17 protein-coding genes and 2 pseudogenes are annotated in these 20,507 nt (G+C 60.2%); 11 read left to right on the top strand and 8 right to left on the bottom strand.

Annotated features, from left to right (window positions below; genetic code table 11):
* The first annotated feature begins 85 nt into the window (after positions 1-85).
* A complete protein-coding gene (locus ACS5RD_RS21270; protein ID WP_489929029.1) occupies positions 86-1,147 on the top strand; it encodes a 2Fe-2S iron-sulfur cluster-binding protein in 1,062 nt (353 codons plus the stop codon).
* Positions 1,148-1,219: 72 nt separating this feature from the next.
* On the top strand, positions 1,220-1,942 hold the full coding sequence (locus ACS5RD_RS21265) for a cysteine hydrolase family protein (RefSeq protein WP_489929028.1): 723 nt from the start codon (positions 1,220-1,222) through the stop codon (positions 1,940-1,942).
* Positions 1,943-2,434: 492 nt separating this feature from the next.
* On the opposite strand, the gene ACS5RD_RS21260 is transcribed toward ACS5RD_RS21265, so the two are convergent.
* The 3 genes and pseudogenes from ACS5RD_RS21260 to ACS5RD_RS21250 all read right to left on the bottom strand — a co-directional run bounded on the left by ACS5RD_RS21260 (position 2,435) and on the right by ACS5RD_RS21250 (position 6,141).
* The gene (locus ACS5RD_RS21260; RefSeq protein ID WP_489929027.1) at positions 2,435-2,857 is read right to left on the bottom strand and encodes a glyoxalase superfamily protein; all 423 of its coding nucleotides are present in this window, start codon (positions 2,855-2,857) and stop codon (positions 2,435-2,437) included.
* Positions 2,854-4,236, bottom strand: a complete 1,383-nt coding sequence (locus ACS5RD_RS21255; protein WP_489929026.1) for an MATE family efflux transporter — start codon at positions 4,234-4,236, stop codon at positions 2,854-2,856. Before ACS5RD_RS21255 ends, ACS5RD_RS21260 begins: the two co-directional genes overlap by 4 nt.
* An 800-nt stretch (positions 4,237-5,036) precedes the next feature.
* A pseudogene (locus tag ACS5RD_RS21250) lies at positions 5,037-6,141 on the bottom strand (integrase core domain-containing protein).
* Positions 6,142-6,289: 148 nt separating this feature from the next.
* Here ACS5RD_RS21250 and ACS5RD_RS21245 point away from each other — a divergent pair.
* The 3 genes from ACS5RD_RS21245 (at position 6,290) to ACS5RD_RS21235 (ending at position 8,090) form a co-directional block, all read left to right on the top strand.
* Complete coding sequence (locus tag ACS5RD_RS21245; RefSeq protein WP_489929025.1) at positions 6,290-7,267, top strand: sensor histidine kinase; 978 nt, start codon at positions 6,290-6,292, stop codon at positions 7,265-7,267.
* Positions 7,268-7,510: 243 nt separating this feature from the next.
* A complete protein-coding gene (locus tag ACS5RD_RS21240; RefSeq protein ID WP_489929024.1) occupies positions 7,511-7,642 on the top strand; it encodes a hypothetical protein in 132 nt (43 codons plus the stop codon).
* Between the two features lie 145 nt (positions 7,643-7,787).
* Positions 7,788-8,090 carry an SH3 domain-containing protein gene (locus ACS5RD_RS21235; RefSeq protein ID WP_489929023.1) on the top strand — a complete coding sequence of 101 codons (303 nt, stop codon included), beginning with the start codon at positions 7,788-7,790 and terminating at the stop codon, positions 8,088-8,090.
* A gap of 172 nt (positions 8,091-8,262) precedes the next feature.
* Here the strand turns inward: ACS5RD_RS21235 and torT are convergent, their stop codons facing one another.
* Positions 8,263-9,321: a TMAO reductase system periplasmic protein TorT gene (gene torT / locus ACS5RD_RS21230; protein ID WP_489929022.1), complete on the bottom strand. Its 1,059-nt coding sequence runs from the start codon at positions 9,319-9,321 to the stop codon at positions 8,263-8,265.
* A 107-nt stretch (positions 9,322-9,428) separates the two neighbouring features.
* On the opposite strand from torT, the gene ACS5RD_RS21225 reads away from it, so the two are divergent.
* On the top strand, positions 9,429-12,260 hold the full coding sequence (locus tag ACS5RD_RS21225; protein WP_489929021.1) for an ATP-binding protein: 2,832 nt from the start codon (positions 9,429-9,431) through the stop codon (positions 12,258-12,260).
* Here ACS5RD_RS21225 and ACS5RD_RS21220 read toward each other — a convergent pair.
* Positions 12,241-12,945, bottom strand: coding sequence for a response regulator (locus ACS5RD_RS21220; protein WP_489929020.1), 705 nt, complete (start codon positions 12,943-12,945; stop codon positions 12,241-12,243). The two genes, ACS5RD_RS21225 and ACS5RD_RS21220, sit on opposite strands and share 20 nt — an antisense overlap.
* 186 nt (positions 12,946-13,131) lie before the next feature.
* On the opposite strand from ACS5RD_RS21220, the gene ACS5RD_RS21215 reads away from it, so the two are divergent.
* The 4 genes and pseudogenes from ACS5RD_RS21215 to ACS5RD_RS21200 all read left to right on the top strand — a co-directional run bounded on the left by ACS5RD_RS21215 (position 13,132) and on the right by ACS5RD_RS21200 (position 18,416).
* Positions 13,132-14,067, top strand: coding sequence for an ABC transporter substrate-binding protein (locus ACS5RD_RS21215; RefSeq protein WP_156317486.1), 936 nt, complete (start codon positions 13,132-13,134; stop codon positions 14,065-14,067).
* A 79-nt stretch (positions 14,068-14,146) separates the two neighbouring features.
* Positions 14,147-15,160 carry a quaternary amine ABC transporter ATP-binding protein gene (locus ACS5RD_RS21210; protein WP_489929019.1) on the top strand — a complete coding sequence of 338 codons (1,014 nt, stop codon included), beginning with the start codon at positions 14,147-14,149 and terminating at the stop codon, positions 15,158-15,160.
* Positions 15,160-17,091: an ABC transporter permease gene (locus ACS5RD_RS21205; protein ID WP_489929018.1), complete on the top strand. Its 1,932-nt coding sequence runs from the start codon at positions 15,160-15,162 to the stop codon at positions 17,089-17,091. The genes ACS5RD_RS21210 and ACS5RD_RS21205 overlap by 1 nt, the downstream gene beginning before the upstream one ends.
* Positions 17,092-17,311: 220 nt before the next feature.
* A pseudogene (locus ACS5RD_RS21200) lies at positions 17,312-18,416 on the top strand (integrase core domain-containing protein).
* Positions 18,417-18,490: 74 nt separating this feature from the next.
* Here the strand turns inward: ACS5RD_RS21200 and ACS5RD_RS21195 are convergent.
* From ACS5RD_RS21195 to ACS5RD_RS21185, 3 genes are all read right to left on the bottom strand, one after another.
* Positions 18,491-18,799, bottom strand: a complete 309-nt coding sequence (locus ACS5RD_RS21195) for a DUF6538 domain-containing protein (RefSeq protein ID WP_489929017.1) — start codon at positions 18,797-18,799, stop codon at positions 18,491-18,493.
* Between the two features lie 308 nt (positions 18,800-19,107).
* Positions 19,108-19,284 carry a hypothetical protein gene (locus tag ACS5RD_RS21190; protein ID WP_489929016.1) on the bottom strand — a complete coding sequence of 59 codons (177 nt, stop codon included), beginning with the start codon at positions 19,282-19,284 and terminating at the stop codon, positions 19,108-19,110.
* On the bottom strand, positions 19,281-19,679 hold the full coding sequence (locus ACS5RD_RS21185) for a helix-turn-helix domain-containing protein (protein ID WP_489929015.1): 399 nt from the start codon (positions 19,677-19,679) through the stop codon (positions 19,281-19,283). The genes ACS5RD_RS21190 and ACS5RD_RS21185 overlap by 4 nt, the downstream gene beginning before the upstream one ends.
* A 409-nt stretch (positions 19,680-20,088) precedes the next feature.
* Here ACS5RD_RS21185 and ACS5RD_RS21180 point away from each other — a divergent pair, with 409 nt between their 5' ends.
* Entirely contained in the window at positions 20,089-20,463 is a 375-nt protein-coding gene (locus ACS5RD_RS21180) for a hypothetical protein (RefSeq protein WP_489929014.1), read from the top strand.
* The last annotated feature ends 44 nt before the right edge of the window (positions 20,464-20,507 follow it).

Raw genomic sequence — 20,507 nt, 5'->3', positions numbered from 1 at the left:
GTGGCATACGAAGGCCCGCCGCGCAGACAGGGCCAGCTCAGGCGGGCGTTTCCCGCCGCTGCAGCTCTCATCCAGAGGAGTTGACATGACCACATCCGCGCCAGCACAGAACGCAGGACGCAACGACTTGAACCTTGTGGTCGCCGACCGCGTCCAGGAAAGCCGCAATGTCGTGTCCTTTGTGCTGCGCGCCACTACGGGCGAGCCATTGGCACCGTTCCGGGCCGGACAACATTTGCCGCTGCGGCTGGGTCTTCACAGTCGCAATATTGCGACCTACACGCTGTCTTCTGCCGAAGATGCGACCGACAGCTATCGGATCAGCGTAAAGTTAGAGCCGAACGGCCTTGGCGGCTCTCGCTTCCTGCACCAACAGGCCCAGATCGGAACCGTGCTGCGCACCGCCGCGCCGCGTGGCAGTTTCGTTCTGGAAGCCGCGCCAAACCCGGTCGTGCTGATCACTGGTGGGATCGGGGTCACCCCGGCCATCTCGATGCTGCACGCCTTGGCGCAGGAAGCCGGGCGCGAGGTCTATTTCATCCATGCCTGCAATGACCGCAGCGAACATTCGTTTGCCGATGAGGTTCAAATCCTCGCCGCGAACCGCCCTTGGGTGCGCGTATTCAACGCCTATGCGACGGGCACCGAGGAAGATATCCGATCCGGCCATTGCCATCATCTTGGCTTCGTTGACCGGAATGTGCTGCGCCGTCTGCTGCCGCTTGACGATTATCACGTCTATCTTTGCGGCCCGCCCGGTTTCATGACCGCGATAGAGACCGCTTTGCAGAGCCTTGGCGTCGCAAAAGCCGCGATCCGCCGAGAGGTGTTCGGACAAGCCGCGCTCAACCCACCCGTTGCCGAAACCCCAGCCACCAAAAGTGATGCACGCGGGAAAACCATCGAATTCACCCGGTCGGGCCTGAAGGTGGCTTGGAGCGACAGCTTTACCAGCCTGCTCGATTTTGCCGAAGCACAGGGGCTTGAGCCAGAGTTCAGCTGTCGGGCCGGTGTTTGCGGGAATTGCGCCTGCCGTTTGCTCGCGGGTGAAGTCGATTATGCCACCGAACCACTTGATTGGCCCGCTGATGGTCAGGTGCTTCTGTGTTGCTCCCGGCCAAACGGGCATATTGCTCTCGACCTCTGACGAGGGCGGGCACAGAATATGAGCAGCGTTTTTCTTGCCGTCCCACCTTCTTCGCAGCCAATGGAGCCTTCGATGCAGAACTATAACTTCGACCTTGATATAGTGTCTCGCATTCAAGCGACACGCGGCACCACCCGGTTGATGGATCGGCTTGATCCAGCGACCACTGCGCATGTGGTCATTGATTTGCAAGCGGGTTTCATGCGCGAGGGGGCCCTGCTTGAAGTGCCTGATGCCCGGGGGATCGTGCCAGCGGTCAACGCCATCTCTAAGGCGCTGCGCGCCGCAGGCGGCTTGGTGGCATTCACGCGCTTTGCCTTTTTGAAGGATGAACCCGCCTATTGGAACGTATTCTACAACCGCTTTCTGGACGGCAACCGTGCCGCCGCCCAGATGGAGGCTTTCTCGCCGGGCTCGCCGGATCTTGAACTCTGGGCAGGGCTTGACGTGGGCAAGGCCGATCTGGTGGCAGACAAGACCCGCTACAGCGCGTTCACCCATGGCACCTGTGATCTTGACGCAGCCCTTAGGGCGCGCGGGATCAAGACGCTTATCATCACGGGAACGATGACAAACTGCTGCTGCGAATCGACCGCACGCGATGCGATGCAGTTGGGCTATGACGTGATCTTCGCCTCTGACGCCACCGCAACCCTCACAGCCGCAGAGCAGAAAGCTACCCTGATGAATATGGCGATGCTCTTTGCAGAATTGGCAACGGCCGCAGAAATCGTTGCCGTCCTTCGGGCGCAAGTGGCGGCTAAAAGCACCATCCCGGCATCTGCTGAAGCGTGATCTTCCCGTCGCCGGCAAGCCCGCTCGATCTTCGATCGCGATGCGCTGATGGATCAGGCTTCATCCTCTGACCAGCTTCAGGCGAAACGAGCAGATCTCGCCTGAAGCTGGCCGACATCTCGTCCGATTAAAATCGGCATCCGGTGGATCTCGGAGAACTAAAGCATGGCTCTGTTGCACAAATCCCCTGAGGGATTCATCTGATGAATCCAGCGTGGTAGCTGGGCGGCATGAGCTGACCCACACCCCGCCTACAAGACCCAGAACTGGCTGAGCGACAACGAAGCGCTCAAGCGCCGCGGCTCGCTGACGATCCATTGGCCGGTAGGCGATTGCCTGCAATCGGCGTAAGGCTGGTTCGATCCTGCCATGACCTGGGAAGAGGCACCGACTGGCATCCTATGCGAACATGCACTGTCCGTTGTCGATTTGCCGGAAATTAGGGGCCTGGACACCTAGTTTGGGCTGCGGAGCAGAACTCATCATTCCTTTTCACCCGCCCTCTCTCCCGACGATCAGCTGCGGCACGCCGTCCGACGTCTGGCGATGCGAGCGGCCGTTTTCGTCGATCACAGACCGGATCTGGTTGCGCACGTTTGAGAAACTTTCGAACCGCACCACATCGACCGGGTGGTCGAAGCGGATTTCGATTTGCCGATGGGTGGACGGGCCCGACAGACCAACCACCCGGCCAGAAAAAGCCTGACCGAGGTAGTGGCCACGCACCCGGTCGCCAAGCGCAAGTTCCGGTGGCGCATTGCGCAGCGCCAATCTGGCATGCAGCGTGTTCCAGTCTTTGGCGCCGTGCTGGCGGGCAATCAGCTCCAGCGCCTGGGCATGGCTGACGGCGTTGCCTTGGGCCTGAAGAGCTGCGCGCAGGGCTTTTGCCTGCGCTTTTGCCTCATCGATGGTCATGCCGCATCCTCCATACCAGACGCTTTCCCAGTCAGCAGAATGCCCCGTCCGATGACCAGCGCAATGAGCAGAACAACCCCGTCCGCCATGGGAAAGGCCAGCCAGATGCCTTTCACCCCCAAAACGGCGGAAAGTCCAAGGATCATCATGGGCATCAGCAACCAAGGCTTCACCAGGGTCAGCGCGGCCGTCCGTCCAGGTTGACCGAGCGCCTGGAAATACATGGCCAGCACAAGGATCGGGCCAGCGAATACGTAAAGCGCCAGCATGGGCCGAAGCATTGCGACAATCGCGATGGCCACCTGCGGATCGCTGCTGAACCAGCCGCCGACCACGTGTCCCGCGAAGAACCCGGTCAGCGCCACCACAACACACCACAAGAAGGCTGCAGCCATTGCCAGCCGCAGCGCCGCCATGGCCCGGTCGTCCCGCCCGGCCCCGGCGTTCTGGCCCGCGATGCCTTGCAAAGCCAATGCAATCGCCAACTGCGGCAGAAAGGCCAGACTCAGAAGCCGTGTTACCCCACCATAGGCCGCGATCAGCCTGTCATACTCTGCCGCGTGATGCCGCAGCGCCAGCATCGCTACGCTGGCGACCAAAGCGATTCCGAGGAAACTCAGACATAGGGGCAAGCCGAGGGTGATGATCTGGATCCAGTTTGCATCCCAGCGTTCTTGCCGCAGGATCCCAAGCGGCAACAGCCCACGTCCGCGAGATCGCAGGCCAAGAACCAGCGCGAGGCCAAGGACCTGCGCCGCCACCGTCCCCAGGGCGGAGCCTGCAATCCCGAGGCCAAGGATGACGATCCCCAGCCAATTCGCACCGATGTTGACCAGGTTCACCAAGACTGAAAGCGCGGCAACCGCGCCAGCACGGCCCTCGACCCGAAGGGCGTCCGCGTGCAAGCCAAGGATGAGCTGAACTGGCGCTGCCCAGATCAGAATGGACAGGTAGGTCCACGTCGTCTCGGCGACCTGCGCATTACCTGCGGCCAGCTCGATAAGCAGCGCCCGACCGAAGACCGCCCAAAGCACCACCAGAAGGGCCGCAATCAACAACGCCAACCCATGCGCCCCGGCAAAGACCCGGGCCGCCGCGATGCGATCCCCCGCGCCCAGAGATCGCGCCAGCAAGCTTGACATGCCGCCGCCCGCCAGTGTCGCCAGCGCAGACATCAGCAACACCGCCGGAAAGGCAAGGCTGACGGCCGCCAGCGCCTCGGCCCCGATGAAGCGTCCGACGAAGACGCCATCGACCACGTTCAGAATGCCACCCATCGACATGACCACGGCCATGGGAAGGGCGTTCGATAAAAACAGCCGCCCGATGGGGGCGGTCAGAAACGGATTGTCCTGTGGGACAGCGTGCCGGACAGACATCGCTCACTCCTCTGATGAGGCATTTCAATATGGATGGGAGCCTGCATTGCCCACCACGCGAAATGCTTCGAGGGTGAGATGTCGTCGTGATCCGGGCTTCACCGTGACTTGCGTCCGCAGGCGGCAGGTGCCCGGCACCTTGCGCGCCATTTAACGCACCGGGGCAAGCGAGTCAATTGGATGAGGCCCGAGGTCGCGGCCACCGTTTCATCGCTTGGTGGTCCGGCAAGCGAAGTCGTCCGAGGAAACCTGCGCCGCTGAGCTGTCTCTGCCGCAAGGCACTCCCGTCCTATAGGCGCCACATCCCCGCCTGACCGCGAAATGCGGCACCATTTTTCGAGTGGCAGCTTTGGAGGGCAACGCCTCGCAACACTATCGAGGCCAACCGTCAGCTTTGGGCTGGAAGGCACCAACAGCACCATAATTGCCCTAAGTGACCGCCTGTTCCTCGCCATCGCGCCGGACCGTCAAAACCTCGATAAGGCGACCATCTACAAGATAGGGCCGCGCGAGGTCCTCTGGCACGTGGGCAAGCCCCAGCCCGTCTACCGCCGCATTTAGCGCGGGCACGATGCTATTGAAGGTGAGCTGGCCCTCGACCCGCGCGTTGATTTCGCGGTGTCCCCAATTCAGTTCTCAGGCATAAATCCCGCCAGAGGTAGTCAGGCGCAGCATGATACAGTTGTGGTTTGTGAAATCCTCCGGCGTAACCGGAGCAAAGCGCCGTTCGATGTATGCCGGTGATCCCACGATTGCGAATCGCCAGTCGGGACCAATGCGCTGCAATCAATGACGGTAAGCTAAGTGTTCAGTCCCGGCATCCGGTGGATCGGGTTTAGGATGAATCGATCTGGCTCTGATGTCCAGATTTTGCAGATGTATGCGTAGGGCGTGAGGCCGTTCAGCGTCTTGTGCCTTCGGGCGAAGTTGTAGGCGGCCAGGAAGTCGGCAAGGTGCGTGCGCAGCTGATCGTAGCTGTCGTAGTGGAAGCGCTTTACTGTCGCGTCCTTGATCGTGCGGTTCGGTTGGCTGACAGGTGTTTGCCGTCAAACACCGAGAAGCATTCGCTCGACTTGGCCGTTCGTCCATGGGTGGTTGGGTTTCGTCAATCGGGGCTTGATGCCGTTGGCCTCGCAGATCATGTCGAAGCGCATTGGCCGGGAATAGATCGTGTTCCGGTTCCGTGGCTGCTCGGCGAACGGGATGCCCCTCGCCATTGGGCTTGAACCCGTGGCGCTTCCAATGGCTCGATCGGGGAGAATGGTCTGAACCTGATAGGGCACGGCCTCAAGCATGTGTTGCAGGAACTCCCAGGCGGTGCGTCTGTCAGCCGTTGCAACGCGTTGCGCGACGGCGAACTTGGCTGTCCGGTCGATGCCGACGAAGAGCGAGAGCTTGCCTTCAGCGGTCTGCATCTCAGCGATGTCCCCTCTCGTGGTTTGCAGGCAAACCACTGCCGGGCAGCGGATGTGGAAGAACCCGCCTCTCGGCGATGCAAGCATCGCCTGTCGGCCAATGGATCGGGTAGCGCTTGAGCTTCTGGCGTTTGGGCTTCTCGCCCTCGACATCAGGCGGGCGGGAGATGCCGTGCCGTTGCAGACACCGGTGCCGCGCCGAACGGGTCAGGTGCGGGATCGGCGGTTGCAATGCATAGAGGCAGTCATCCAACGGCAGCAGCGTATGGCGCCGAAACGCGACGACCATCGCCTCTTCGGCCTCTGTCAGAACGGTGGACCGCGGCTCCGACGGCCCGGTCTTCATATCCTCGACCGTCGCGCGCTTGCGCCATTTCGCCACCGTCTTGGGGTTGATGCCCAGCTCGCGCCTCAACTGCGCGAGCGAAGCTTGTGATCGCTGTATTGCGGCTCTGACGGCGTGCGCCTCTCGGCGAATGCATGCATTCACCTACCGGGCAACGGGATCGTGGTGCTTCCGTGACGAACCTGTCCCATGTTGCTTCCTTCCATGCCTGAGAAAGGATCGCACCATCAAACCGTGGGATCAAACACCTGGTTCTGCAAATCCTACACGGCACAGATGCCGATGAGATGACTTGCCACCGCACCTGACCACCGCGCCAAAGTTCCGGGTCGATGAAAGGGCAATGCAACGTTGGGGGCTGCCTGAAAACAAGCTGCCGGCTGGCACGGTTGTCCTGTTTCATACCCCCACCTTGTTCGAGCAGTACCGGGCGGAGGTGTTGACCGCAGGCGGTATGATCCTCTTTCAAACGCTGCTGCTGTTCACACTGATCGTGCAGTTTCACCAGCGGCGCTTCGCCGAGCAAAAAGGCGCGCGTGGCGATCGTCGAACTGGCGCGGCCAACCGGATGACCAGCATGGGCGAGATGACCGCCACCATCGCGCACGAGGTCAATCAGCCCCTCGCCGCCATCGTCGCCAACGCCAGTGCGGCCCAACGCTGGCTTGATCGTGCATCGCCGAACATCGCCGAAGCGCGAACCGAGCTGAGCCGTATCGCCGCCGATGGCCACCGCGCCGCAGAGGTCATCTCGACGGTGCGTTCGATGTTTGCTGATCGCAGCGGCGACCGGTCCACCGTCGATCTGGCAGAGGTGACGCAAAACATCCTGCTTCTGGCGGCGGGTGAATTGACGGCTGGGTCAGTGGTGCTGAAGTCCGACATTCGCATCGGTCTGCCCGCCGTCCTGGGCGACCGCGTCCAGTTGCACCAGGTCGTGCTGAACCTTGTGCTGAATGCCGTCGAGGCGATGCACCTGGTTCCCGGTGCAGGTCGCGTGTTGGCGGTCGCGCTGGCCGAGCAAGGCCAGCAGATTGTACTGACGGTAGGTGACAGCGGTCCAGGCATCTCTACTGAAAACCAAAGTCGGATGTTCGACACATTCTTCACCACCAAGCCCAAGGGCATGGGGATGGGATTGTCGATCTGCCGCATCATCATGGCCGCACATGGCGGTGAACTGACCGTGGCGGAAAGCGGGCCGGGAGACACACTTATGCGTTGCGCGTGGCCAGCAAAAAGCGCGGGGTTCGGCGGAGCCATCGCATAAAGGGGTATGACAGGATTATCCTGTCTCCCAGCGCTCAGCTTCGCGACGTCGTTCACAGATCTAACGGTTCTCCCAGATCGCTGCCCGTCCTGCCCGAACGCCGGATTATAGGCGCAGCGCTTTTATCCATCGACCGCCGCAAATCGCTGCTTCCGGGCATCGGCGATATCCCGACCCTGACCGGTGGGCGGCGATCCTGATCCGCGTCCATACAGACTATCCGACGCCAAACTCGTGCCAAGCGTGTACAACTTGCAAACGTGGCGTTACGATCTGACCATGTCGGCGCAGATCACCCTGTATTTCAGCGCTACCGCCCGCTTGTCGCAGATCGATACCTTTGGCCGTCAGACCCCGATCAGCTTCGGTGGCTAAATCAAGGCTCTGACGCAGGCCACCGCCCAGATTGACTACCGCAGCGCGGGCATCTGGCAAAGCCACAGTCTGCAGTCTTCTAGCCGTTCCTTTCGGCAGCGCAGCAGGCTAAACTGTTATGTGACTTACGGAAAGGGAGATCAGAATGCGCAGAACGGTTCTTATTGCACTGGCGGCGTTGGCGTTGTCTGCGGGATTGAGCGCTGAACCTGCGGCAGCGGGTTGGCGTGACCGATACGAGGTTTTTGACGTCAAGGGTGATGACATGCTGAAGATGCGCGCGGGCCCCGGAACTGGCTACAATGTCATCGTAGGCTTGCCAAACGGAGCCGTGGTGCGCATCGACAGCTGTCAGCTTATCGGCGGCACCCGCTGGTGCAAGGTCGCGTTAGAACAGGCCCGCGGCCTGAAGGGATATGTGTCTTCGTCATATTTGCGAAAAAAGTGATCTGGCACTGCTCCGCTTTGCGCCGATCTGCGCACGCATGTGGTCGCTGAAGAAGATTTTCGGCCAGAAGCTGACGATCGTTTGCCGACAAGTCGCTGTAGCGGCGACGCCATGTTAGTTCATCGCTCGAATTCCACGTTGGGATAATCGGTGTTGCATGCGGTCGGCTGGGTCAGTTCGATACTTTGAACACCGGAACGAACGAGGCCGGGGCGAGGGATTCCTGTGTGCCGATCTCGTCGATGTTTTCAAGTGTCAGGGTGACAATTCGTGGCCCCGCATGGCGGATCGTCAGATTGCCTTCGATGGCCCGCACGGCAAGTTCGATCGCAAAGCGGCCTTGCAGCACGGCGAAATCAGTAGGGGCTGCCAGAATACGCCCGCGTTTGATCCCGCGATAGACGCCGTGGCTGACATAGGTTGAGACGATGCCGATCCGGCCAGTCAAATTGCGCGCGCGCAGGATCGAGACGGCAGCCTCGGCCATCGGGCCACTACCGACGAGGTAATTCACCTCGGGCACGCGGTCGAGCACGTCTTCAACCAAAAGCACCTGTTGCTCGATCCCGGTATCGCCGTAGCGAATGGCAACGATCTGCGCCGAACTGTCGGCAAGGGCTTCGAGAAACCCCTGTTCCACGAAATGCACCCAGCCCGCACCTTTGGGGCCGGGGAACCATGCCAACTTGGCCGCAGGGCTGCCTTTGGGATGCCGTTGGGCGATGGCGCGCCCCGCCGCCGCGCCCATTTCCCGCCATGGCACGCTGGATTTGGCAGAGATGCCTGCATCGTCCATGTCGTTCACCGCAGCGATGACGGGCATCTGTTTCGCAATGTCCAGAACAGCCGGGGACAGGCCGTTATAAGAGACCGGCCCAAGGATCAGCGCATCCATATTGCGCTTGCCACAAGCTTTCACCTGTTCGATCTGGCGCGCGAGGTTTGGATAGCCCCCCGCCTCGTAAAGATCGAAGGAAACGCCAAGCCTGTTGGCTTCTTCGACCATGCCATAGTTGACGCTCAGCCAATAAGCATCTTTCAGATGCGGATACAGCACGCAAAGCCGCCACGGTTTGGCTGCGTGATCAAGCGGATGGTAGAGCAGCGGCTGCGTTGGGCTGTCATCGTCAAACGGCACCATTGGCACTTCCAGTTGCCAAGATTCGGCGCGTGCAGGTTGGATTGCGAGGGCAGCGATGCCCGCAAACAGGACATGTCGCAAAAATCTCATGCCTTTGCTTCCATCCCCTGTAATCTGGTGCCAGATCCCGGGTAAGGTTACGGAAGATGCTGCACAAGTCCAGCCCATCGCGCGTGAGTTTGGGGCATATGTTGCTCATGGCCTTTTTGGTCATCGCGGGCTTGCCGACTCTGACCGGGGTGTTGGGCTGGATCGAGTTGCAAAAGGTGGCGCGCAACCAAACCAATGTGATCAAGGACACCATCCCGGCGATTTCCGAAGTGCGTGGCTTTACCGAGGAAATCAGCCGTATCGTCGTGGTCGCACCCGAGCTTGCCGCCGTCACCACCGAGGCCGCGCGAAGGGAACGTGCGGGCTATCTTTTTGCCCAAGCCGATGCGCTGAAACGCAGGGTTGCGCGCTATGAAAGCACGGGGGACGCGGTCCCGGCGGGCCTGGAGCAAGCCGAGGCCGATGTGCGAGGCGGGATCGAGCGGCTCGACCGTCTGGTGCAGGACCGTATCATCGCGATTGCGGCGCAGAAGGCGCGACTGCAAGCCGGGCTGAATGCCACCACAGAGTTGCTGGAAATCGCCGATACGCTGGTGGCGAACGCGCAGATGGGCACCTCGGCGGTGATCTCTAGCCTGTATGATCCCGATAACGGCGGCCCCGACAGCACGACGCGCCTAGAAACGTTGGACAAACTGATCGAGGTCGATTTGTTTCGCCAAGGTCTGATGACCGAGATGCGCTCGTATATTGGCGAGGTGGGGCTGTTGCTGAACCGGATCGCCACGGTGCAAAGCCTGGCAGAGCTTGCGCAGGTGCAAGCCGAGCTTCAGGCCCGCATTGAAATTGTGACGCGCCGTATTCTGGCGGTGAATGATCCGATCCGGGCCGAGCAGGCGTTGACGCTGTTGCAGATGATCCGGCCAAGCTCCACCCCACCGCCGGATGCCGCCGACATGTTCAGCCTGACCAAAGGTATCCTCGATCTGAACCGCCTGATCGATGTGGCGCAAAGCGACGTGCGAGAGGCGGCGGTGCGACTGGAGCGCGAGGCGCAGGCGCTTGCCGATCAGATCACCGGGCGGGCGGTTTTGGCGGGGGCGGGGGCAAGTGCCGCGATCCGCACCACGCAGCAGCTTTACGTCTGGGGCTCGGTTGCGGCCTTGTTGATTTCTTTGGCCGTGGTCTGGATCTATGTGCGCGGCAATATCACCCGCCGTCTGGATACGCTTTCCGCCACCATGACCCGCCTTGCCGATGGCGAAGAAGTCGGGCGCATCACCCCACACGGCACCGATGAAATCGCGGAAATGGAAGCGGCCGTTGAGGTGTTTCGTCTGCAAGGCATTGAGAACCATGCGCTGGAAGCCGAACGCGATCAGAATCTGGCCGAACTGCGCCGCCACCGGCTTGAGTTGCAACTTTTGGTGGCAGAGCAGACCAAGCAGTTGCGCGGCGAGGTCAGCGCCCATGCCGAAGCGCGCCACCGGGCCGAGGCCGCCGACCGCGCCAAGTCAGAATTTCTTGCGATGATGAGCCATGAAATCCGCACCCCGATGAATGGCGTATTGGGGATGCTGCGCAGTCTGGGGCGGGATGCGCTATCGCCACGTCAGCAGGGCCAGTTGCGCGCGGCCCATGCCTCGGGCGAGGGCTTGATGGTGATTTTGAACGACATTCTGGATTATTCCAAGATTGAAGCCGGGGCCGCGACCTTGGCGGAAGTGACTTTCTCGCCGGGGGATTTGTTGCGCGACATTGCGGTGGTGATGCGGCCCAGTGCGCAAGAGAAAGGGCTGCTGCTCCGGTTGAACGCGCTTACCGCTTTGCCGGCAGCGGTGGTGGGCGATATGGGGAAACTGCGGCAAATCTTGTTCAATCTGGTTTCCAACGCGGTGAAGTTTACCGAGCAGGGCGAAGTTGGTTTAAGCGTTACATCGCAGGAAGACACGGGCGGCTTTATCTTGACCTTTGCCGTCAGTGATACCGGGAAAGGCATTGCAGAAGCCTCGCAAGAGCGGATTTTTGGCGTGTTCGAGCAGGAGGATGCGCAGACCGCGCGGCATTATGGCGGCACGGGCTTGGGGCTTGCGATTTGCCGGCGCTTTGCCGACGCGATGGGGGCGACACTGACGGTGCAAAGCGCCAGCGGGGAAGGCACGAAGTTTACGCTGGTTGCAGGCTTCCGCCCCGGCAATGCTGCGGATTTGCCGCGCGATGTGGTGGATACTCCGGCTTTGCCCGATGCCCGAAAACTGCACGCTCTGGTGGTGGAGGATAACAATATCAATCAGATGGTTATTCAGACCTATCTGGAGGACATGGGGCATCAGGTGCATGTGGTTGGAATCGCCGAAGCCGCGTTAGCGGTGCTGGATGTTACTCGGTTTGATGTGATCCTGATGGATGTAAACTTGCCGGGTCTTTCTGGCACCGACGCGACGCGGATGATCCGGGCGATGGCGGATGCGCGGATTGCGGGCCTGCCGATCATCGGGGTTTCGGCGCATGTGCAGGAGGCGGATCGGTTGGAAAATCTGCGGGCCGGAATGTCAGCGATCTTGCCGAAGCCTTTGTCGTTCAACGCGCTGTCAGCAGCACTGCTTGAAGTCGTTCCACAAAGGCATGTCCTGTTCGATCTGGCGTCCGATATGGGGGCAGAGCGTGCCTGCGGACTGGCGCGTATGTTTCTGGAAGGCTTGCAAAACGCGCTGCTGGCCATCGACGCCGCCGCAGCGGCCCGCGATAGGACAGCTTTGGCGCAGGCAGCCCATAATCTGAAGGGGGCTACGGGCAATTTTGACCTGCCGGTTTTGGCGGCGCATTTGGATCAGATCGAGGGTTCGGCCAAGCTTGGCCCGTCCACCCAGCTTGAGACTTACCTTCAACAGTTGCCCCCTTTGGCCGAGCAAAGCCGTTTGGCCATCGAAACAGCTCTGGCGGTGCTTGACCCCATCCTCAACCAAGCTGCGCAGTGAACACATAGCCCTCGCCATGCGAGGTGGTGAAGATACGCGGGGCTTTGGGGTCATCGCCAAATTTTGCCCGCAAGCGTTGCACCAACACATCTATCGTGCGGGTGTTCGTGCCGTCTTGCCGGTGGGTGATCGCCATGATCAGCCGATCACGGTCCATCACCGCCCCCGGATTGGTCACAAAAACCCGCAACAACTCGTATTCCGCCCGCGTCAGCACAATCGGCTGCCCCGCCGCATCGGTGACTTGGCGCGAGGCCACGTCAAAGCTGAAGCCGTTGAAGCGGAACACCCGCCGCGTCATTGCCCGCATCGCGGTGGTGCGCCGCAACAGGTTTTTCACCCGCGCCAGCAACTCGCGCCGATTGAAGGGTTTGCAGACGTAATCATCCGCGCCAAGCTCCAGCCCGACGATGCGATCGACATCATCGGTACGGCCCGACAACAGGATGATGCCGATTTCGGACCGTGCGCGCAGCTCACGGGTAATCTCTAACCCGTCTTTGCCCTGCAAGTTGATATCGGCAATCAGCAGATCGGCGGTGTTCTGTGCAAGGATCTTCTCGGCCTTCTCCGCCGTGTCGCATTCCGAGATCCGGTAGCCAAACGAGCCGAGATAGTTCGCCAAAGTGCTGCGAGTCACAGGCTCGTCTTCGACGATAACAATATGCGCTGGTCTGGACGACATCGGCCCTCCCGTCTGGAGTGTTTCCCGCTGTTAACAATTTTTTACAAATAGTGCGAGTCCGTTCATCGCAAGGGTCTGACGCATTCACAACCCATCCCTAGCTTTGATTCGCAGGGAAGGCCGTAAATTTCCCGCGAAACACCGCGCGCAGGCGCGGATATCCAACAGGGATGCACCATGAACTCTATGAAAACACTGCTTGCCGGAGCAACGGCACTGGTTTTGCTGGCACCCGCCGTCTGGGCCGCAGATTCGACCGATCCGATCATGATTCCGGTACACAATTGGTCCAGCCAGATCGTGATGAGCCATGTCGTTGGCGACGTCTTCACCTCGATGGGCAACAGCGTGGAATATGTGACAACCGACAGTCAGGCGGTTTACGAATCCATCCGTTTGGGTGATGCGTCGCTAGAGCTTGAAGTCTGGGAAGGCGCGTTTGGTGCGTCTTTTGATGCAGCAGTCGCCAAGGGTGGCATCCACGCCGCAGGTGCCCACAATGCCATCACGCGCGAAGATTGGTGGTATCCGGCCTGGACCAAAGAAGCCTGCCCCGGTCTGCCCGACTGGAAAGCATTGAACGAATGTGCGGCCTTGTTCAAAACCCCCGAGACCGGCGAGAAGGGCCGTTTTCTGGGCGGCCCGGTCGATTGGTTGAAGCATGATCAGGAAAAGGTCGATGCTCTGAGCATGAATTTCGCCGTGGTCAACGCAGGCTCTGCCGCCGCGATCTGGGCCGAGATTGGCGCTGCCGAAAAGACCAAAACCCCGATCGTGGTGTTCAACTGGACTCCGAACTTCGCTGAGGCCGTCTGGCCGGGTGAATTTGTGAACTTCCCCGAATGGGTGCCGGGCTGCAACGAAGATCCGTCTGTCGGCCCAATCCCCGACAAGACCTATGACTGCGGCAACCCCGCCAACGGCTATCTGAAAATCGCCGCTTGGGATGGCATGAAAGACAAATGGCCTGCGGCTTATGCCACGCTGACCAAAGTCAGCCTGACCAACCCGCAAATCGCCGAGATGGCCAAACTGGTCGATATCGACGGGATGGAGCCTGAAGACGCGGCAAAGGCTTGGATGGATGCCAACCCGGACGTTTGGAAAGCTTGGCTGAACTAAGCCGAACAATCGCAGTCACTTGGCCCATCCAGCGCTTTGCTAGGTGGGCCGATCCTTTGCCCAAGATCGAGGTTCCCGCATGTCGGAAAGCGTTATCACCTGCCGCAATGTCTCAAAGATTTTCGGGCCAAACCCGGCGCAGCATCTGGCGCAGCTGAAGGCCGATCCCGGTCTGTCGCAGGCAGGCTATGTCCATGCGGTGCGTGACGTTAATCTGGAGATCAGGCGCGGGGAAATGCTGGTTGTGATGGGCCTGTCAGGCTCGGGCAAATCCACGCTGGTGCGCTGTCTGTCGCGGTTGATCGAGATTACCGGCGGATCGGTTACGGTCGAGGGCCGCGACATTGCGACCCTGTCTGAACCCGAACTGATCGACCTGCGCCGTCGCAAGATGGGAATGGTGTTTCAAAGCTTTGGCCTGCTGCCGCATCGCTCCGTTCTGGAAAACGTCGCCTTCCCGCTGGAAATGCGCGGACAGGATCGCAGCACCCGCTACGCCCGTGCCCGCGAAATGCTGGAGCTGGTGGGCCTGAAAGGCCGCGAAGATTACTTCCCGCGCGAGCTTTCTGGTGGCCAACAGCAGCGCGTTGGCATCGCGCGATCCTTGGCAGTCGAGCCTGACATCTGGTTTCTGGACGAGCCGTTTTCGGCCCTAGACCCCTTGATCCGGCGCGAGATGCAGGATGAATTTCTGCGATTGAAAGGGATGATGAACAAGACGATCATCTTCATCACCCATGATTTTGACGAAGCTCTGCGTCTGGCCGACCGCATCGCGATCATGAAAGATGGCCGTGTCGAACAATGCGACACCCCCGACCAGATCGTGCTGCATCCGGCCACCGAATATGTGGCGAAATTCACCTCCGAGATTGACCGCGCCCGCGTGGTGCATATCGGCAGTCTTGTCGCCCCGCTGACCTCACCCGCCATAGGCGAACCCGTGGCCGCGCATCGCACCATCCGCGATCTGGCCCGGCAACTGATCTCTGACCCGCGCATCGAGATTCCGGTGATCAACGATCAGGGCGCAGTGATCGGCTCGGTCTTGCGGCAAACGGCGCTGGATGTGCTGCTCGGGGATGCACAGTGATGTGGCGGTCTGCGCGCTTTGCTGGCACCGCAAAACTGCTGCTTGCGCTGGCCGTGGCGTTGATGCTGTGCAAGGCGATCCTGCCGCAAGGCATGATCCGCCCGCCGGAATGGCTGGTGCTGCCCTTTGCCGATTGGATCAACGCGATTTTCGCTTTCCTGCAAAACGATCTGGGCCTGATGGCGGTGACGCGGGCATTTTCCGACGTGGTGGAATGGTTGTTGAATGTTACCGCCAACCTGCTTTACGGCAAAAGCCGCTGGCCGAACCTTGGCCCGATCCCGTGGAGCGTCATTGCCGTCACCGCCTTTATGGCCGGCTATGCGCTGAAAGGCTGGCGCTTGGGGCTGATCAGCGGCGGCACCTTTGTCTGGATCGCGTTGATGGGACAATGGCAGTGGGCGATGGAAACCCTGTCGGTGATCGTTGTCGCCGCCCCGTTTTCGGTAACACTCGGTCTTGTGCTGGGGGTGCTGGCTTGGCGGTCGCCGCGATTTGAGCGGGTGCTGAATCCGATCCTCAGCATCGCGCAATCCTTGCCGCATTTTGCCTATATGATCCCGGTCGTGGTGTTCATCGGGGTCGGCCCCAAAGCGGGCGCGATTGTCACCATCATCTTCTCGGTGCCGCCGATGATCCGCATGACGCTGCTGGGGCTGAAAAAAGTCCCCGAGGAGGTGATCGAGGCAGGCAAGATGTCAGGCGCCACCCGTTGGCAGTTGCTGACGCGGGCGCGCATCCCCACCGCGCGGTCCGAGATTCTGATCGGCGTCAACCAAGTCATCATGCAATGTCTGGCGATGGTGGTGTTGGCCAGCTTCATCGGGATGCCGGGCTTGGGGCAGAAACTGCTGCAGCTGCTGCAATCGCTGAAAATCGGTCTGTCGGTCGAGATCGGCGTGACCATCGTGTTGCTGGCGGTGACGCTGGATCGGCTGACCAAGGCTTGGGCGCTGCGCCTCCCCGTGCATGAGGCCGCAAGCCCGTCTTGGCTCAAACGCAATCGGCTGTTGGTGATCTGGCTGGCACTCTGCGCCTTGGGTTTTGGGTTGGCGCATTTTTTCCCGTATTTTCTCGAAGTCGAGCGCAAGCAGGCGCTGTCTGTGGCGGGGCCGATAGATGCGCTGATGGATCAAGTGATCCGGCTGATCACGCCGGTCACGCTCTGGCTGCGCTGGTTTTTGATCACTTGGGTGTTGATCCCGATGCGCGATGCCTATCTGTGGCTGCCGTTCACCGCCGTATTGCTGCTGCTCGCCGCCTTGGGCTGGGCGATCGGGGGCTTGCGATCCGCACTGATTTGCGTGGCGTATTTTGGCCTGATCGCCGTGTCGGGCTGGTGGGACCGCGCGATGATCACGGTGTATATGGTCTGCATCTCGGTGGTGATTGCGGCTATTCTGGGCATTCCTTTGGCGATTTGGGGCGCGCGCAATCCCACGCGTGCGGCCCGCATCCTCTTGGTGTGTGACACCGCCCAGACCTTCCCCAGCTTCATCTACCTGATCCCCGTGATCATGCTGTTTGGTGTCAATGACGTGGCGGTGGTCGCCGCTGTGGTGGTGTTTGCTGCCGTGCCACTGGTGCGCTACACCATCGAAGGTTTGCGCAACGTGCCACCAGAAATGGTCGAGGCCGCAGATATGAGCGGGGCGACGAGCGGCCAAGTGCTGTGGCATGTGCGTCTGCCGATGGCGCTGCCAACCATGCTTGTCGGGGCCAACCAATCGGTGATGTTTTCGCTGTTCATGGTAATCATCGCTGCCTTCATCGGCACGCAAGATTTGGGTCAAGAGATGCAGCGCGCCTTGTCCTCCACCGATGTGGGCAAAGGCTTGGTTCTGGGTTTCGCCGTGGCCTTCATGGGGCTGATGACCGACCACCTTATCACGCGTTGGTCAGAGGCCCGGAAACGCGCGCTGGGGCTGTGAGTGCTGTAGCGACAGATGTAGAGCCGAGCCATAGGCAGCTTTCGCGAGCCCGGACCTCAGCACCGCCGCACCTGAGAATGTCCATTTTTTTCGCCCATTGCTTCGGACATCCCTAGGTGTTTGATTCCACGGTTTGATGGTGCGATCCTTTCTCAGGCATGGAAGGAAGCAACATGGGACAGGTTCGTCACGGAAGCACCACGATCCCGTTGCCCGGTAGGTGAATGCATGCATTCGCCGAGAGGCGCACGCCGTCAGAGCCGCAATACAGCGATCACAAGCTTCGCTCGCGCAGTTGAGGCGCGAGCTGGGCATCAACCCCAAGACGGTGGCGAAGTGGCGCAAGCGCGCGACGGTCGAGGATATGAAGACCGGGCCGTCGGAGCCGCGGTCCACCGTTCTGACAAAGGCCGAAGAGGCGATGATTGTCGCGTTTCGGCGCCATACGCTGCTGCCGTTGGATGACTGCCTCTATGCATTGCAACCGCCGATCCCGCACCTGACCCGTTCGGCGCGGCACCGGTGTCTGCAGCGACATGGCATCTCCCGCCTGCCCGACGTCGAGGGCGAGAAGCCCAAACGCCAGAAGCTCAAGCGCTACCCGATCCATTGGCCGACAGGCGATGCTTGCATCGCCGAGAGGCGGGTTCTTCCACATCCGCTGCCCGGCAGTGGTTTGCCTGCAAACCACAAGAGCGGACATCGCTGAGATGCAGACCGCTGAAGGCAAGCTCTCGTTCTTCGTCGGCATCGACCGGACAGCCAAGTTCGCCATCGCGCAACGCGTTGCAACGGCTGACAGACGCACCGCCTGGGAGTTCCGGCAACACATGCTCGAGGCCGTGCCCTATCAGGTTCAGACCATTCTCACCGATCGAGCCATTGGAAGCGCCACGGGTTCAAGCCCAATGGCGAGGGGCATCCCGTTCGCCGAGCAGCCACGGAACCGGAACACGATCTATTCCCGGCCAATGCGCTTCGACATGATCTGCGAGGCCAACGGCATCAAGCCCCGATTGACGAAACCCAACCACCCATGGACGAACGGCCAAGTCGAGCGAATGCTTCTCGGTGTTTGACGGCAAACACCTGTCAGCCAACCGAACCGCACGATCAAGGACGCGACAGTAAAGCGCTTCCACTACGACAGCCACGATCAGCTGCGCACGCACCTTGCCGACTTCCTGGCCGCCCACAACTTCGCCCGACGGCACAAGACGCTGAACGGCCGCACGCCCTACGCATACATCTGCAAAATCTGGACATCAGAGCCAGATCGATTCATCCCAAACCCGAACCACCGGATGCCGGGACTGAACACCTAGCAACAGATTATCAGCAGTTAGGCCATACCATTTCGACAGACCATCTGGCGAGGCTGCGACACGTTCAAGCAGTTTCAGCACCGCTTGCCAGACGGTTGCCTCACCGGGTTCCAACTCCACCCAGTTATAATCTCGCGGTAAAGGACACGGGAGAGTGCCACGATTTGTTGCTGAGGCAGGGGGTCAGGCTGTTTGCTGTACCTTGCCCAGATCATCGCCTGCTTCTGAACTGCCGCAGCGTTGCACACCTTCGCTTCTTCTGGGTTTTTGGTCCGCAGCGACCAACTCACCTCTTTCTTGCCTGTTATGGCGACGAGGGCTGAGGGGGGCTTCTGGCGGAAATAGTAGACGCAGGACTTTGGATTTTTCTGCGGACGGGCCATTTGTAATACCACGGTGTAGGACTCCGGTGTAGAACCGAAGCCACACTAAGCCCTTGATGGCGCGTATCTTCTTGATCTGAAACAAGGAAAATGGTGCTGCAAGAGAGGATTGAACTCTGCTATGACTTAACAAAATCAATGGGTTACGCAGGATTCTGGCACCGGATTGGACCCTGGTTCTGGCACCAGATTTCTTACATTTACGCTATCCGAAGGATACCTCGCTAGAGCGTGGCGCCGCAATGCCAGATGCACTGCGATGCCTTTCCTAGCCGAGGGAACCGGGTGACATCTTCCTCGCCGACGCCTCATCCCGCGTCGAGAAGCGCCATCAGCGCCCTGACGCGGGTCGGGGTGATCTTCGGGTCGCTGCCGCATGAGATGACGCGGATGAACTCGACCCACGCTTGCTCGTTCGGGGTCAGCTGGTCCCATGGTCCCGCCGGGGCCGTCGGAAGGGTGAACACGCTATCGCTATCGCTCATTTACCGAACACTCCTCTCAGTGCGGTGCGCGACCGAGCCGTCAACCGCGGATCGGTGTTGTCCGACGCATCGCGCAGTTCGTTCAGCCAGCCGCGCTCGTTCTCGGTCGCGGGCGTGCCGAAGATCTCGTTAATCGCTTTAGCAGCAGTCGCGCCGACAGCCTGGTCGAGCGCGAGGCGCATCAGGTAAGCAGGGTCGACATCCAGCGCCTTCGCCAGAGACGGGACGCGGTCCAGCGGCACCTTGTTGCGACCGTTTTTCAGGAAGGTCATCATGTTCGCATTCGCAAAGCCCGCTTCTGACGCGATCTCAGCCTGGGTCTTGCGGTGCGACAGGTCTCGGACACGATCAGCGATCAGCTTCGCGGTAGCGGTGTTCTGGTAGGGGTTGGTCATGTTCTCGCTCATGTTGTTGGTTACATGACTTACTTACCGAGTCGTAGCAGCGCGGTCGGGTGGGAGTTGCGCTGAGAGGTCGGGACCTGCGAAGTCCTAGAAAAATCGCGCGAAAACGATGGGGATGCAGCCGGTGTCCACAGGTCGGGGGCGCCTCAACCTTCCACTCCCTTGTCATTCTTGAACGCTTCGAGCGGCCCGATAGGCCACATCTAATTCGTCGGCGCTCAAGTTGGCATTCGCGACAGGCGACACATCTGCCTGCATTTGCGTTCTTGCACCTGTTATCCGATCCACCTTAACAGCGCGTGAAGTCGAAAGCCTTGTGCAGGACCGCGGATTTTGCGCCTTGCAATAAGCCTGCCGCACGTCAAAGCTGACAGTGGACGGTGCGGTTGGGATTTCGAACATGCTGGTAGAAGCGGAAAAACTCGAGGCGCAACTCAATGGCGATTTTGATGAAACGGTCAGATCCATCTATCTGACGCTCGCTAACGCCAAGCTGCCAGGCAGCATGACCGTCCGCCCTGGCGCGCATGGCTACATATCTCGGGAGCTGCGCTTCGAGGTCAATAGTCGGTGGTATTATTCGGCAGTGCTTAACCAGTCCTGGGTGCTTTGGTATTTCCGTCGACCGGCCCTGTCAGATCTGACGATAGAACCGGAAGAGCTAGTTCAGATATTTGTGACGGCGGAACTTACTGGGCAGAGAGAGGTGAAGCTGCGCATCAAAGACATCGTCACCGCCCACGCTGTTTTGGGATGGATGCACCAAAATAGTTGAAATTACTATTTCCGACGCACAGCATTCGCAGCTCACCTTCAGCG

It is taken from the genome of Cypionkella sp. PAMC25878, assembly GCF_058135695.1.
This window is presented reverse-complemented; position numbering and strand designations above follow the sequence as displayed.

Coding starts and splice junctions, on each gene's coding strand:
- ACS5RD_RS21210 (WP_489929019.1), top strand. CDS start 14,147: ATGTCGGAAAGCGTTATCACCTGCCGCAATGTCTCAAAGATTTTCGGG.
- ACS5RD_RS21235 (WP_489929023.1), top strand. CDS start 7,788: ATGCGCAGAACGGTTCTTATTGCACTGGCGGCGTTGGCGTTGTCTGCG.
- ACS5RD_RS21225 (WP_489929021.1), top strand. CDS start 9,429: ATGGCCTTTTTGGTCATCGCGGGCTTGCCGACTCTGACCGGGGTGTTG.
- ACS5RD_RS21195 (WP_489929017.1), bottom strand. CDS start 18,799: ATGGCCCGTCCGCAGAAAAATCCAAAGTCCTGCGTCTACTATTTCCGC.
- ACS5RD_RS21265 (WP_489929028.1), top strand. CDS start 1,220: ATGCAGAACTATAACTTCGACCTTGATATAGTGTCTCGCATTCAAGCG.
- ACS5RD_RS21180 (WP_489929014.1), top strand. CDS start 20,089: ATGCTGGTAGAAGCGGAAAAACTCGAGGCGCAACTCAATGGCGATTTT.
- ACS5RD_RS21205 (WP_489929018.1), top strand. CDS start 15,160: ATGTGGCGGTCTGCGCGCTTTGCTGGCACCGCAAAACTGCTGCTTGCG.
- ACS5RD_RS21190 (WP_489929016.1), bottom strand. CDS start 19,284: ATGAGCGATAGCGATAGCGTGTTCACCCTTCCGACGGCCCCGGCGGGA.
- ACS5RD_RS21270 (WP_489929029.1), top strand. CDS start 86: ATGACCACATCCGCGCCAGCACAGAACGCAGGACGCAACGACTTGAAC.
- ACS5RD_RS21255 (WP_489929026.1), bottom strand. CDS start 4,236: ATGTCTGTCCGGCACGCTGTCCCACAGGACAATCCGTTTCTGACCGCC.
- ACS5RD_RS21260 (WP_489929027.1), bottom strand. CDS start 2,857: ATGACCATCGATGAGGCAAAAGCGCAGGCAAAAGCCCTGCGCGCAGCT.
- ACS5RD_RS21220 (WP_489929020.1), bottom strand. CDS start 12,945: ATGTCGTCCAGACCAGCGCATATTGTTATCGTCGAAGACGAGCCTGTG.
- ACS5RD_RS21185 (WP_489929015.1), bottom strand. CDS start 19,679: ATGACCAACCCCTACCAGAACACCGCTACCGCGAAGCTGATCGCTGAT.
- torT (WP_489929022.1), bottom strand. CDS start 9,321: ATGAGATTTTTGCGACATGTCCTGTTTGCGGGCATCGCTGCCCTCGCA.
- ACS5RD_RS21215 (WP_156317486.1), top strand. CDS start 13,132: ATGAAAACACTGCTTGCCGGAGCAACGGCACTGGTTTTGCTGGCACCC.